Annotated in this window: 12 protein-coding genes and 1 pseudogene; 4 read left to right on the top strand and 9 right to left on the bottom strand. The window is 60.3% G+C overall.

The window, feature by feature from the left end:
- Positions 1-9: 9 nt before the first annotated feature.
- From AC1DIS_RS00065 to AC1DIS_RS00055, 3 genes are all read right to left on the bottom strand, one after another.
- Entirely contained in the window at positions 10-1,092 is a 1,083-nt protein-coding gene (locus AC1DIS_RS00065; protein WP_018928375.1) for a BMP family ABC transporter substrate-binding protein, read from the bottom strand.
- Positions 1,093-1,369: 277 nt separating this feature from the next.
- Positions 1,370-2,728: an 8-oxoguanine deaminase gene (locus AC1DIS_RS00060; protein ID WP_477744161.1), complete on the bottom strand. Its 1,359-nt coding sequence runs from the start codon at positions 2,726-2,728 to the stop codon at positions 1,370-1,372.
- 190 nt (positions 2,729-2,918) lie between these two features.
- Entirely contained in the window at positions 2,919-3,662 is a 744-nt protein-coding gene (locus tag AC1DIS_RS00055) for an SDR family oxidoreductase (RefSeq protein WP_477780712.1), read from the bottom strand.
- Here AC1DIS_RS00055 and AC1DIS_RS00050 point away from each other — a divergent pair.
- A pseudogene (locus AC1DIS_RS00050) lies at positions 3,602-3,862 on the top strand (hypothetical protein); the annotation flags it as partial. The gene AC1DIS_RS00055 and the pseudogene AC1DIS_RS00050 overlap by 61 nt on opposite strands.
- Here the strand turns inward: AC1DIS_RS00050 and AC1DIS_RS00045 are convergent.
- The 3 genes from AC1DIS_RS00045 to AC1DIS_RS00035 are packed head-to-tail and all read right to left on the bottom strand — an operon-like array spanning position 3,859 to position 7,468.
- The gene (locus AC1DIS_RS00045; RefSeq protein ID WP_477744158.1) at positions 3,859-4,785 is read right to left on the bottom strand and encodes an ABC transporter permease; all 927 of its coding nucleotides are present in this window, start codon (positions 4,783-4,785) and stop codon (positions 3,859-3,861) included. The pseudogene AC1DIS_RS00050 and the gene AC1DIS_RS00045 sit on opposite strands and share 4 nt — an antisense overlap.
- A complete protein-coding gene (locus tag AC1DIS_RS00040) occupies positions 4,785-5,891 on the bottom strand; it encodes an ABC transporter permease (RefSeq protein ID WP_477744157.1) in 1,107 nt (368 codons plus the stop codon). Before AC1DIS_RS00040 ends, AC1DIS_RS00045 begins: the two co-directional genes overlap by 1 nt.
- Positions 5,892-5,902: 11 nt before the next feature.
- Positions 5,903-7,468, bottom strand: a complete 1,566-nt coding sequence (locus AC1DIS_RS00035) for an ABC transporter ATP-binding protein (protein WP_477744156.1) — start codon at positions 7,466-7,468, stop codon at positions 5,903-5,905.
- Positions 7,469-7,498: 30 nt separating this feature from the next.
- Here AC1DIS_RS00035 and AC1DIS_RS00030 point away from each other — a divergent pair, with 30 nt between their 5' ends.
- The gene (locus AC1DIS_RS00030) at positions 7,499-7,675 is read left to right on the top strand and encodes a hypothetical protein (RefSeq protein ID WP_258613062.1); all 177 of its coding nucleotides are present in this window, start codon (positions 7,499-7,501) and stop codon (positions 7,673-7,675) included.
- A gap of 370 nt (positions 7,676-8,045) precedes the next feature.
- On the opposite strand, the gene AC1DIS_RS00025 is transcribed toward AC1DIS_RS00030, so the two are convergent.
- The 3 genes from AC1DIS_RS00025 to AC1DIS_RS00015 all read right to left on the bottom strand — a co-directional run bounded on the left by AC1DIS_RS00025 (position 8,046) and on the right by AC1DIS_RS00015 (position 10,316).
- Positions 8,046-8,627, bottom strand: coding sequence for an IMPACT family protein (locus AC1DIS_RS00025; protein ID WP_477744155.1), 582 nt, complete (start codon positions 8,625-8,627; stop codon positions 8,046-8,048).
- Between the two features lie 7 nt (positions 8,628-8,634).
- On the bottom strand, positions 8,635-9,285 hold the full coding sequence (locus AC1DIS_RS00020) for a TetR/AcrR family transcriptional regulator (RefSeq protein WP_018928367.1): 651 nt from the start codon (positions 9,283-9,285) through the stop codon (positions 8,635-8,637).
- Positions 9,286-9,395: 110 nt separating this feature from the next.
- Complete coding sequence (locus AC1DIS_RS00015; protein WP_007940170.1) at positions 9,396-10,316, bottom strand: LysR family transcriptional regulator; 921 nt, start codon at positions 10,314-10,316, stop codon at positions 9,396-9,398.
- A gap of 126 nt (positions 10,317-10,442) precedes the next feature.
- On the opposite strand from AC1DIS_RS00015, the gene aptA reads away from it, so the two are divergent.
- Positions 10,443-11,792, top strand: coding sequence for an omega-aminotransferase AptA (gene aptA / locus AC1DIS_RS00010; protein ID WP_064616092.1), 1,350 nt, complete (start codon positions 10,443-10,445; stop codon positions 11,790-11,792).
- 63 nt (positions 11,793-11,855) lie between these two features.
- Positions 11,856-13,349, top strand: a complete 1,494-nt coding sequence (locus AC1DIS_RS00005) for a CoA-acylating methylmalonate-semialdehyde dehydrogenase (RefSeq protein WP_477780695.1) — start codon at positions 11,856-11,858, stop codon at positions 13,347-13,349.
- The last annotated feature ends 228 nt before the right edge of the window (positions 13,350-13,577 follow it).

Here is a 13,577-nt window from a genome sequence, read left to right as displayed (position 1 = left end):
TGACCGGAATTACTTCGGCATCTCGGCCTTCATGCCTTCCACGTAGTAGTTCATCGACGCCAGTTGCGCATTGGTCGCGCTCACGCCCGCCGGGATTTTCTCCACGCCGGCCTGATCCTTGATCGGCCCGGTGAACGGATGCAACGCGCCGCTCTTGATGTCGGCAATGATCTGCTCGGCTTCGGTTTTCACTGCGGCCGGCACCAGGTCGCTGATTGGCAGCTCAACCGTGCCTTCCTGCAAACCGCCCCAGTAATCCTGGGATTTCCATGCATGGTCGAGCACACTTTGGGTCGCCTGAATGTAGTGCGGGCCCCAGTCGTTGACGATAGACGTCAACACCGCTTTCGGCCCGAAGTGCGCCATGTCCGATGCATAACCGACTGCATACACGCCACGCCGTTCTGCCGCCTGGATCGGCGCCGGGCTGTCGGTGTGCTGGAACACCACGTCCACGCCCTGRTCGATCAGCGCATTGGCGGCGTCGGCTTCCTTGCCCGGATCGAACCAGGAATTGACCCACACCACTTTGATCTCGGTGCCCGGGTTGTACTTGTTCAGGGCCAGCTGGATGGCGTTGATGTCGCGGATCACTTCTGGAATCGGGAAGGAAGCGACGTAGCCGATTTTCTTGGTCTTGGTCATCTTCGCCGCAAGGAAACCGCCGACGTAGCGGCCCTCGTAAGTGCGTGCCAGGTAAGTGCCGAGGTTCTTGTCCTGCTTGTAGCCTGTGGCGTGTTCGAAGGTCACCTTGGGAAATTGCTTGGCAACTTTCAGGGTCGGGTTCATATAGCCGAAAGACGTGGTGAAGATCAGGTCGTACTGGTCCTTGGCCATGTTGCGGATCACCCGCTCGGCATCGGCGCCTTCGGCGACGTTCTCCACGTAGTTGGTGGTGATCTGGTCACCGAACTTCTCCGCCAGCGCCTTGCGCCCCTGTTCATGCTGATACGTCCAGCCGTGATCACCGATCGGGCCGATATAGACGAAGCCGACTTTCAGCGGGGCGGCAGCACTGGCGGTCAGGCTGGCGCTCAGACCGATGGCTGCGGCGACAGCGCAAAGCAGCTGCTTCAACGGACGTTTGTGCATGAACTGGAACTCCATTTTGTTGTGAGGTGTACCGGGTCAATGCAAATTGCTGACCAACAGGACAACAAAATCCGGGGCCGCATAACGGCATTCGCGGGCAAGCCTCGCTCCTACAGGTTTTGCGTTGCACCCAATCCCGCGATAGGCACAATTCCTGTAGGAGCGAGGCTTGCCCGCGAAGGGGCCCTAACGACCACCACAGAACCATCCCGGTGCACCCTCGCGAATTCACGCCATCCGCTGGTGCGAGTGTCTCCCGCAATAGGTCTGCGTCGACTTAGACGCCGGCGATCAACTGCCGAGCCGCCTGGCTGTGATCGGCAATCAACCCTTTCAGATCCAGCCCCTCGACTTGCCCCTCGATCACCCGCCACTTGCCGCCGATCATCACCCGGTCTGCCCGGTCCGCGCCGCACAGCAGCAGCGCCGACACCGGATCATGGCTGCCGGAGAAGCGCAGTTCATCCAGTTTGAACAGCGCCAGATCCGCTTGCTTGCCCACCGCCAGTTCGCCGATGTCGCTGCGCCCGAGCAACTGCGCCGAGCCCTTGGTGGCCCAGCCCAGTACGCGTTCCGGGGTGATCTTCTCTGCGCCATAACGCAGACGCTGGATGTACAGCGCCTGTCGGGTTTCGAGCATCATGTTCGAGGCGTCGTTGGACGCCGAACCGTCCACGCCCAGGCCCAGCAACGCGCCAGCGTCGGTCAACTCGATGGTTGGGCAAATCCCTGAAGCCAGGCGCATGTTCGAACTCGGGCAATGGCAAATACCGGTGCCGGCCGCGCCGAGGCGGGCGATTTCGTCGGGGTTGAAATGAATGCCGTGGGCCAGCCAGGTGCGTGGGCCGAGCCAGCCGACGCTGTCCAGATAATCCACGGTACGCAGGCCGAAGCGTTGCAGACAGAAGTCTTCTTCATCGAGGGTTTCGGCCAGGTGAGTGTGCAGGCGCACGTCGAGGGTGTTTGCCAGTTCGGCGCTGGCAGACATGATTTGCGGGGTTACTGAAAATGGCGAGCAGGGCGCCAAAGCGATCTGGATTTGCGCGCCGTCACCCCGTTCGTGGTACTCGGCAATCAAGCGTTGGCTGTCGGCGAGAATCACTTCGCCTTCCTGGACAGTTTGCTGCGGCGGCAGCCCCCCGTCTTTTTCACCAAGGCTCATTGAACCGCGAGTGAGCATGGCGCGCATGCCCAGTTCGCGGACACTCTCGACCTGCACGTCGATCGCATTTTCCAGGCCTTCAGGAAACAGGTAATGGTGATCGGCCGCGGTGGTGCAGCCAGACAGCAGCAACTCGGCCAAGGCGACTTTGGTGGCGAGGGCGAGTTTTTCCGGCGTGAGCCGGGCCCAGACCGGATAGAGGGTTTTCAACCACGGGAACAATGGCTGATTGACCACCGGCGCCCAGGCGCGGGTCAGGGTTTGATAGAAGTGGTGATGGGTGTTGATCAGCCCCGGCAAGATCACATGTTCGCGGGCATCAAAGACTTGTCCACAGGGTGCTGACGGTTGCTGGCCGACGCCGAGCACTTCGACGATCAAACCGTCTTGCAGCACCAGACCGCCACGGGCATCGAGCGCGTTGGCCGTGAAAATGGCGAGGGGATTTTTTAACCAGGTACGGGTCGCAGGCATAGTGGCCGGCTCCTCTGAAAGTGGGGTTCAGGGTTGCCAGCTCAGTGTTGCCCTGTCTGCTGATCCAGGGTCGCCGCGGGGGGCGAGGTGCGGAGTTTCGAACAAAACCGTGTTGCGGGCAAGCCTCACGCGACCAGACGATGCAAAAGCCTGTGGGAGCCGGGCAAGCCAGTTCCCACAGGGGGGAGTGTTACCAGGGAATGGTTTCACCCCGGTAGTTCACAAAATGATGCCCGCCCTTGCCGGCATACGCATTCACCTGATCGATCAGCCCGCGGGTGCTGGTTTCCACATCGATGTCGGCACCTTCGCCACCCATGTCGGTCTTTACCCAGCCCGGGTGCAGCGACAGCATGGTGAGTTTCTGTTCGCCCAATTGCGTGACGAAGCTGTTGGTCATCGAGTTCAGCGCCGCTTTGCTGGCCTTGTACAGCGCCAGCTCCGGCGCGTCGGGCATGGTCACGCTGCCCAGCACCGAACTCATGAACGCCAGCACGCCGCTGCCTTCACGAATCTGCGCGACGAAGCGCTGGGCCAGGTTGATCGGCGCCACGGCGTTGGTGAAGAACAATTGACCGACCTCGGCCAGGGTCGCGCCACCCGGCGTCTGGACCTCTGGCCCCTTGACACCGGCATTCACGAACAACAGGTCGAAGACTTCGCCCTTGAGCTGTTGGCTGAGGGCGATGACCGCTTGCTGGTCGTCCATGTCGAGTTTTTCGATCCGTACCTTGCCTAACGCCTGCAAGACTTCGGCGCTCTGCGGGTTGCGCACGGTGGCGGTGACTTGCCAGCCGTCGGCCAGCAGGGTTTTCACCAGACCGAGGCCCAGACCCCGGGAGGCGCCGATGATGAGTGCGGTTTTTGCCGTGACCGCCGTTCGAGCCGGTGCACATGTTGATGGCGAATCTGTTGGGCTCGATTGTGTGCGTATGGGCCGTGCTGCGGATTCGCGATCCGCAGCAGATGTTTGGGCGATATGACGCGGTGGGGAGGTTTCTGTTTTCGGCCTGGCAGGCTTATGCGCTGGCCCGTGGGGCGAGTTCGCTATTGGTGATTTTCCTGTTCTTTGAACTGATGTGGGGTGTGGCCCAAGCGTTGCCTGTTCGGACGCCTTCGCGGGCCACCATTTAATGCCCCGCCCGCCACGGCTGCCCCAACGACACCGGCGCATACAATCGTGTGCGCACGGCATCCCGGGACAGCAGCACCAACACCACAATGGTCGCGACATACGGCAGCATCGCCAGCAGACTCGACGCAATCGCCAGCCCCAACCCCTGCGCCACCAAATGCAGGATGCTGGCGAGACCGAACAGATACGCTCCAAGCAGCAACCGCCACACTCGCCAACTGGCAAACACCACCAGCGCCAGGGCAATCCAGCCGCGACCGGCGCTCATGTTCTCTGCCCACATCGGCGTATAGGCCAGGGACAAATATGCCCCCGCCAACCCCGCCATCGCCCCGCCAAACAGCACCGCCAGCGTACGCACGCGCAACACCGGCAAGCCCATTGCACTGGCGGCGTCCGGGCTTTCGCCGACCGCCTGAATAATCAACCCGACGCGACTTCTCACAATCACCCAGGCCACCAGCGCAAACAGGGCAAACGACAGATACACCAGCAGGTCCTGGGCAAACAGCATCCGCCCGATCAGCGGAATTTCACTCAGATAAGGAATCGCCAGCGGCTCGAAACCCGCCAACGGTTTGCCGACCCACGCAGCGCCAACGAAGGTCGACAGGCCCACGCCGAAGATCGTCAATGCCAACCCTGTCGCCACCTGGTTGGCGTTGAACACCAGCGCTACCAGGGCGAACAGTGACGACAACAGCATCCCGGCGAACATCGCCAGCAACACGCCGAGCCAGAGGTTGCCGCTGTTCAGGGCGACGATAAAACCGATCACCGCCCCAAACAGCATCATGCCTTCCTGCCCAAGATTGAGGACGCCGCTCTTCTCGCAGATCAACTCGCCCAACGCCACCAATAACAGCGGTGTGCCGCAGCGCACCATGGCATAGAGAATATTGCTCAGCAGATCGATATCCATCACAAGGCTCCTGCTTGTACGGCGGTGGTCGAGGTGCGCCGTACCCAGCGCAGGTTCAAACGTGGTCGGTAGAGAATCAGCACGTCACTGGCCAGCAGGAAAAACAGCATCATCCCCTGGAACAATTGAGTGATGGCTTGCGGCAGGTTCATGCTCATCTGCGCGCTTTCGCCACCGATGTACAGCAGCGCCATCAACAGGCTGGAAAACAGAATGCCGATGGGATTCAGCCGCCCGAGAAACGCCACGGTGATCGCCGCATAGCCATAACCCGGCGAAACCTGCGGCACCAGTTGGCCGATGGGCCCGGTGACTTCGCAAACCCCGGCCAGCCCCGCCAGGCCACCGCTGATCAACAGCGCCAGCCAGATCAGCCGCTTCTCGCGAAAGCCGACAAAACCCGCCGCGCGCTTGTCCAGCCCGAGCACTTTGATCTGGAAACCGACAAAGCTCTTCTGCAACAACACCCACACCGCAACCAGCGCGAGCAAGGCGAAATACACGCCCGCATGGACCCGACCGTCCTCCATCAACAACGGCAAACGACTGGCATCGCCAAACATCGCCGACTCCGGAAAGTTGAACCCGGCCGGGTCCTTCAGCGGCCCGTGGACGCAGAACAGCAGCAGGTTCAACGCGATGTAATTGAGCATGATGCTGGTGAGGATTTCATTGGCGTTGAAGCGTGTGCGCAACCATGCCGTCAGCCCGGCCCATGCGGCACCGGCCAGGGTGCCGGTGAGCAGGATCAACACCAGTGCCCAACGGCTTTGCAGGTCGATGATGTTCACCGCCAATGCACTGCCGGCCAAGGCGCCGAGCAGCAACTGACCTTCGGCGCCGATGTTCCAGATCCGTGCCTGATACGCCACTGCCAGGCCCAATGCACAGAGCAGAATCGGCAATGCTTTGACCAACAACTCAGAGACCCCGTACAGGTCGCTGATCGGTGCAATCAGCAAGGTGTGCAAGGTCAGCAACGGGTCGTGGCCCAGCGCGATAAACAATAATGAGCCACAGCCCAGGGTCAACACAGCCGCCAGCAACGGCGAGCACCACAACATCAGGCGCGATTGCTGGCCACGGGATTCGAGAGAAAGCAGCATGTGAAACTCCGTTAAAACGTTACGGGTGCAGGTGATTGGGGTGCATCGAACTGGCCGGCCATCCAGCCGCCGACATCGATCAGGCGGGTGTCGACGGTGGCTTGCAGTGCCGACAGCCGGCCGCCACACAGGGCGCCGAGGCGATCGCTGATCTGGAACAGTTCGTCGAGGTCTTCGGAGATCACCAGGATCGCCGCGCCAGCGTCGCGCAAGGCAATCAGTGCTCGGTGAATGGTTGCGGCGGCGCCGACGTCCACGCCCCAGGTCGGGTGCGCGGCCACCAACAACCTGGGTTGCTGAAGGATTTCCCGGCCGAGGATGAATTTCTGCAAGTTGCCACCAGACAGGCTGCGAGCCGGTGCCTGGGCATCGGGTGTCTTGACCCCGAAGCGGCGGATGATGTCTTCGGCCAGTGCCTCGACTTTGCTGCGCTGGATCAATCCATTGCTGACCAGCCCTTGTTGAAATGCGGTGAGCAGGGCGTTATCCGCCAGGCTCAGTTCCGGTACCGCGCCATGGCCCAGACGCTCGGCGGGGACGAAGGCCAGGCCGAGTTTGCGTCGTGCATCCGGCCGCAGGTGCGCCACCGGTTGCCCGGCGAAACAGATCGTAGCGCCGTCATTCCTCGGTAGCTGTTCTTCACCGCTGAGCAAGGCCAGCAACTCATCCTGGCCATTGCCGGCCACCCCGGCGATACCGACGATTTCACCGCTGCGCACCTCGAGATCAATGTCCTTGAGCGAGCAGCCGAACGGGTCCGGGTTGTACCAGGACAATCCGGTCACGTTCAGAAACGCGTCAGCCCCCCTGACCTTCGGATAGTCAGTAATCAGCTCAGCGGCTTCACCGACCATCAACTGCGCCAGTTGCCGGTCCGAACACTCGGCCGGCACGCAATGCCCGGCCACTCGTCCGCCGCGCAACACCGTGGCGCTGTGGCACAGCGCGCGCACTTCGCCGAGCTTGTGGCTGATGAACAGAATGCTGCAGCCCTCGGCGGCCAGTCGGCGCAACGTGATGAACAATTCGTCGGCCTCTTGCGGGGTCAGTACCGACGTCGGTTCATCGAGAATCAGCAGGCGGATGTCCTGCATCAGGCAGCGAATGATTTCCACCCGCTGACGCTCGCCGATGGACAGGCTGTGGACCAGTCGCTCCGGTTCCAGCGCCATGCCATAGCGTTGGGACACCTCGCGGATTTTCGGTTCAAGCTGCTTCGGCGTACCGGCCGCAGCGCCCATCGCCAAGGCGATGTTCTGCGCCACGCTCAGGGTTTCGAACAGCGAGAAATGCTGGAACACCATGCCGATCCCGAGGCTGCGGGCCTGGGCCGGATTGCGCATGGTCACGCGCTGGCCCTGCCAGATCATCTCCCCTGAGTCGGCGTGTGTGACGCCGTAGATGATCTTCATCAGGGTACTTTTGCCCGCACCGTTTTCGCCGAGCAGGGCGTGGATTTCACCGGGCGCAATGCTCAAGTCGATGGCATCGTTGGCCAGGCAACCGGGGTAACGTTTGCTGATTCTGCGCAATTGCAGGCGGGGTGTTTGATCGGGGGGAGGCGCAGGGTTGGACATGACAGGCTCGGGTCGCAAAAGGATATGCCTGTGGATAAAGCAATTTCCTGGCCATTGAGTCAGGAAATCGGCAAAAGCCTGTTGGCACAGCCGTTGCGGACGCTGCCTCGACCTATTCCAACTCCTGGAGAGGCACCACTTGAGGGCAAGGTTTTGGATCAGGCTCCGGTTTTGCGCGCGATCAATTGGTCAAAAAACGAGCAATAAGCTGCAGGCATTGTCAGGCATGGGGCTGCGCCAGCCATGAACGGGTTATCCACAGCTTGTTCCACAGTATCTGTGCGCAAGCCGACCGTGTGGGCATAAGCACCGAGGGGCTTTCTTCTAATGGCGATAAACCACTCTAACTGATTGTTTTTACGTGGAATAAACGTCGCGGATGGCGAGTTGGACGAAAAATGAGCAAAGCCCGCAAAGCCGCATGACAGAAGGGTTACAGCAGAATGTGCTCAGGTTATCCACAGCCGGGTGCACAGCAGATGTGGGCAAGTGTCGAGAGCAAAGAAAATCGGGGTGCCCCAAAAGATCGCAGCGGCCACAGGCGCGTAGAGCTGCCGAAGGTTGCGATCTTTTGATCTTAACGCTGCAACAAAATACGCCCGCGACTTAAGTCCGCCAGCTGCGTTTGCAGCGTACTTATCTGCCCGTCGCCAATCGCCAATTGCAGTTCCACACCATTGGCCGTGAAGGTTTCCTCCACCACCAAACCACCCAGCTCCGCGACCCGAAGCTTCACCAACGCCAACTCGCCAAATGCACAGGCACAACTGACCGGCACCCGACTGATCAACTCGACTTTCGGTGCCCCTTGCAGGCATTTGTTGGCACTGCCGCCGTACGCTCGGGCGAGGCCGCCGGTGCCCAACTGGATGCCGCCATACCAGCGGATCACTACGACCGCGACCTGATCGCAATCCTGCGCTTCAATCGCCGCAAGGATCGGCCGGCCAGCGGTGCCACCGGGTTCGCCATCGTCAGTGCTGCGGTATTGATCGCCGAGCTTCCAGGCCCAGCAATTGTGCGAGGCGTTCAAATCACTGTGTTGCTCGATGAACGCCTGGGCATCGGCTGCGCTGGCGATCGGCGCGGCGAGGGCGATGAAGCGGCTCTTGCGAATCTCTTCGCGGTATTCGCAAAAATCGCTGAGGGTAAAAGGCATGGGTGTCTTAAATAGCCGGCGTCAGGCCGCAGCCTTTGAGAATGATGCGAATCAGGTTGCTGCCGGCGTCTTCCATGTCTTGCTTGGTCAACTTGGTGCGCCCGGTGACACGGCAGATCTGCGTGGCAAAGTCGGCGTAATGCTGGGTGCTGCCCCACAGCAGGAAAATCAGGTGCACCGGGTCGATCGGGTCCATTTTGCCGGCGTCGATCCACGCCTGGAATACCGCGGCCCGACCTTGAAACCAGGTGCGGTAGTCCTGGTTGAAATGCTCGGTCAGGCAATCACCGCCGCTGATGACCTCCATGGCGAAGACCCGCGAAGCTTGTGGCTGGCGCCGGGAGAATTCCATTTTGGCGCGAATGTATCGCGTCAATGCTTCTGCCGGATCGTCCTCGACGGTCAGGGTATTGAAGGTGCTGTCCCACAATTCAAGGATGTTACTCAGCACCGCCACGTACAAACCGAGTTTGTTGGTGAAGTAGTAATGCAGATTCGCTTTGGGCAACCCGGCTTTCTGCGCGATGGTGTTCATGCTGGTGCCTTTGAACCCGTGACGGGCGAACTCGTCTTCGGCGGCTTTGATGATGGTCTCTTCGTTCTTCTGACGAATGCGGCCGGCGGGTTTGCCGCCGTGGGCTGGGACTTCAAAGGTCATAGGCACTTCCGAACAGGTAGATGGGTGCAACCAGATGCGTTGATAGCGCACCCACGGGCCTCAGACAAGTCCTATGGCGATAAAACCTTGGGCACCGCTCCCACAAGCTTTCAGCGAGTCGCCGCCAGACTCTCCAAAAAACTCTCCAGAACCAGATGCGGGCGACGGCCCTTGCGTGTAACCGATGCCAGGCTCAGGTCATAAAAACGTGCCTTGGGTTTCAGTGCACGCAAACGGCCTTGCTGCACCCAGAGGCTGGCGTAGTGATCCGGCAGGTAACCAATGTAGCGCCCGGTCAGGATCAGAAAGGCCATGCCCTCGCGATCCGACGCACTGGCGGTGCAATTGAGCGCCTGGTAATGGGCCTGAATCTCGGCGGGCAAACGGAAGGTCGGGGCGATGGCGTCCTGGCTGTTGAGGCGCTCATCATCCAGTTGTTTGTCGTCGACATAGAACAGCGGATGGCCGACCGCGCAATACAGCAGCGAGCGTTCGCTGTAGAGCGGCTGATACTCCAGCCCCGACAACGCGCTGGCTTGCGGCACCACGCCGACATGCAAGCGACCGTCGAGCACGCCTTGTTCGACTTCATTGGGCGCAATCATGCGGATCTGGATCTGCACGTCGGGGCCGCGTTCCTTCAATTGGGCCAGGGCGTGGGTGATGCGCATGTGGGGCAGGGTGACCAGGTTGTCGGTCAGGCCGATGGTTAATTCGCCGCGCAAGTGTTGGTGCAGGCCGTTGACCTCGGTGCGGAAACTTTCCAGCGCACTTAATAGCTGCAACGCAGATTGGTAGACCTCACGGCCTTCTTCGGTCAGGGAAAACCCCGCGCGACCTCGCTGGCACAGGCGCAGCCCCAGGCGTTGCTCCAGATCGCTCATTTGCTGGCTGATGGCCGAGCGACCGATACCCAGCACCGATTCCGCCGCGGAGAAGCCGCCACACTCCACCACGCTGCGAAAAATCCGCAGCAGGCGGATATCAAAGTCACTGACTTGCGCCAGCGGATCGGGGCGACGGGTACTCATAGTTTAGTCCGGGTCTGACTGAAGGTTAGAAAAGTTGGATTTCATCGACTTTATCCCCGTGGCAATTTAGCTGCAAGAACGCTTTTGATCTCCACGCCGCTTATTTTGCCCTGCGAGGTTTTGCCCATGAACGTGCCTGAAAACGCCCCGACTTCCCTGGCCAGCCAGCTCAAGCTTGACGCTCACTGGATGCCCTACACCGCGAACCGCAATTTCCAGCGCGACCCGCGCCTGATCGTGGCGGCCGAGGGCAGTTGGCTGACAGACGACAAGGGCCGCAAGGTCTACGATTCGCTCTCGGGTCTGTGGACCTGCGGCGCCGGGCACACCCGCAAGGAAATCCAGGAGGCGGTGGCCAAGCAATTGGGCACTCTCGATTACTCGCCGGGCTTCCAGTACGGTCACCCGCTGTCGTTCCAGTTGGCCGAGAAAATCACCGACCTGACCCCGGGCAATCTGAATCACGTGTTCTTCACCGATTCGGGTTCCGAATGTGCAGATACCGCGGTGAAAATGGTGCGTGCCTACTGGCGCCTGAAAGGCCAGGCGACCAAGACCAAGATGATCGGCCGCGCTCGTGGTTATCACGGCGTGAACATCGCCGGCACCAGCCTCGGCGGCGTGAACGGCAACCGCAAACTGTTCGGTCAGGCGATGATGGATGTCGATCATCTGCCGCACACCTTGTTGGCGAGCAATGCTTTCACTCGTGGCATGCCGGGGCAGGGTGGTATCGCGCTGGCGGATGAATTGCTCAAGTTGATCGAACTGCACGATGCCTCGAACATCGCAGCGGTATTCGTCGAGCCATTGGCCGGCTCCGCTGGCGTGCTGGTTCCGCCGCAGGGTTACCTCAAACGTCTGCGCGAGATCTGCGATCAGCACAACATCCTGCTGGTGTTCGACGAAGTGATCACCGGTTTCGGTCGTACCGGTTCGATGTTCGGTGCCGACAGCTTTGGTGTCACTCCGGACCTGATGTGTATTGCCAAGCAAGTCACCAACGGCGCGATCCCGATGGGCGCGGTGATTGCCAGCTCCGAGATCTACCAGACCTTCATGAACCAGGCGACGCCTGAGTACGCGGTGGAATTCCCGCACGGCTACACCTATTCCGCGCACCCGGTGGCTTGCGCCGCAGGCCTGGCGGCACTCGACCTGCTGCAAAAGGAAAACCTGGTGCAGAGCGTGGCCGAAGTCGCACCGCATTTCGAAAACGCACTGCACGGTGTGAAGGGCAGCAAGAACGTCATCGACATTCGCAACTACGGGTTGGCCGGTGCGATCCAGATTGCACCTCGCGACGGCGATGCCATCGTGCGTCCGTTCGAAGCTGGCATGGCGCTGTGGAAAGCCGGGTTCTACGTGCGCTTCGGCGGCGACACCCTGCAGTTCGGCCCAACCTTCAACAGCAAGCCGCAGGACCTTGATCGTCTGTTCGATGCAGTCGGCGAAGTGCTGAACAAGATCGACTGATTCCCTCTTCTATATAAAGGCGTCCTTTCAAAGGACGCCTGTGGACAATTTCAGGAGCCCCGCATGAGCCTCATCCCGCATTTGATCAATGGCGAACTGGTGACCGAAGACGGTCGCACGGCCGATGTGTTCAACCCGTCCACCGGCCAGGTTATCCACAAGCTGCCGTTGGCCAGCCGCGAAACCATTCAGAAAGCCATCGACTCGGCCAAGGCTGCGTTCCCGGCCTGGSGCAATACGCCAGCGGCCAAGCGCGCTCAGGTGATGTTCCGTTTCAAGCAACTGCTGGAACAGAACGAATCCCGCATCGCACAACTGATCAGCGAAGAACACGGCAAGACCCTGGAAGATGCTGCCGGTGAATTGAAGCGCGGGATCGAGAACGTCGAGTTCGCGTGCGCGGCACCAGAAATCCTCAAGGGTGAGTACAGCCGTAATGTCGGGCCGAACATCGATGCCTGGTCGGATTTCCAGCCATTGGGCGTAGTGGCCGGCATTACCCCGTTCAACTTCCCGGCCATGGTGCCGCTGTGGATGTATCCGTTGGCGATCGTCTGTGGCAACTGCTTTATCCTCAAGCCGTCTGAGCGCGATCCAAGCTCCACGCTGCTGATCGCTCAATTGTTACTGGAAGCCGGCCTGCCGAAAGGCGTGCTGAGTGTGGTGCATGGCGACAAGGCCGCAGTGGACGCACTGATTGAAGCGCCGGAAGTCAAAGCGTTGAGCTTCGTCGGTTCGACGCCGATTGCCGAATACATCTACGCCGAAGGCACCAAGCGCGGCAAACGCGTCCAGGCGCTGGGCGGGGCGAAGAACCATGCGGTATTGATGCCGGATGCGGATCTGGATAACGCGGTCAGCGCGTTGATGGGCGCCGCTTACGGTTCGTGCGGTGAGCGCTGCATGGCGATTTCGGTGGCCGTGTGTGTCGGTGACCAGGTGGCGGATGCGTTGGTGGCCAAACTGACACCGCAGATCAAGGCACTGAAAATCGGCGCTGGTACAACTTGTGGCCTGGACATGGGGCCTCTGGTCACCGGTCAGGCGCGGGACAAGGTCAGCGGTTATGTTGAAGACGGCGTAGGCGCCGGTGCGAAGCTGGTGGTGGACGGTCGTGGTCTGAGCGTGGCCGGTCATGAGGACGGCTTCTTCCTGGGTGGCTGCCTGTTCGATAACGTCACGCCAGAGATGCGCATCTATAAAGAAGAGATCTTCGGGCCGGTGCTGTGCGTCGTCCGGGTCAACAGCCTGGAAGAGGCGATGCAACTGATCAATGATCACGAGTATGGCAATGGCACCTGCATCTTTACCCGTGATGGGGAAGCGGCGCGGTTGTTCTGCGATGAGATCGAAGTGGGTATGGTCGGCGTCAACGTACCGTTGCCGGTGCCAGTGGCGTATCACAGCTTTGGCGGCTGGAAGCGTTCGCTGTTCGGCGATCTGCATGCTTATGGCCCGGATGGCGTGCGGTTCTATACGCGTCGCAAGGCTATTACCCAGCGCTGGCCGCAACGGGCAAGCCATGAAGCTTCGCAATTCGCATTCCCTAGCTTGTAAGTAGAAGGGCAGAAGGCCGACCTCTTGAGGTCGGCCTTTGTGTTTTCGGGCTGTTTTGACCGATATGACAGAAATGTGAAATTAGAGGTTGACGGCAGATCCTGGACGTCTATAATTCGCCCCACTTCCGGCGCAGTCGAAACGGAAAACTCCTTGGTAAACAACGAGTTACGCAGTTTTCGACAGCGGTTACGCTTCAGTTCATCGAAGCCAGAAGGAGTTGATAAG

The sequence above is a fragment of the Pseudomonas sp. 05N433 genome, from assembly GCF_056396925.1.
The sequence above is the reverse complement of the archived record's forward strand: the minus strand, read 5'-3'. Positions and strand labels throughout refer to the sequence as shown.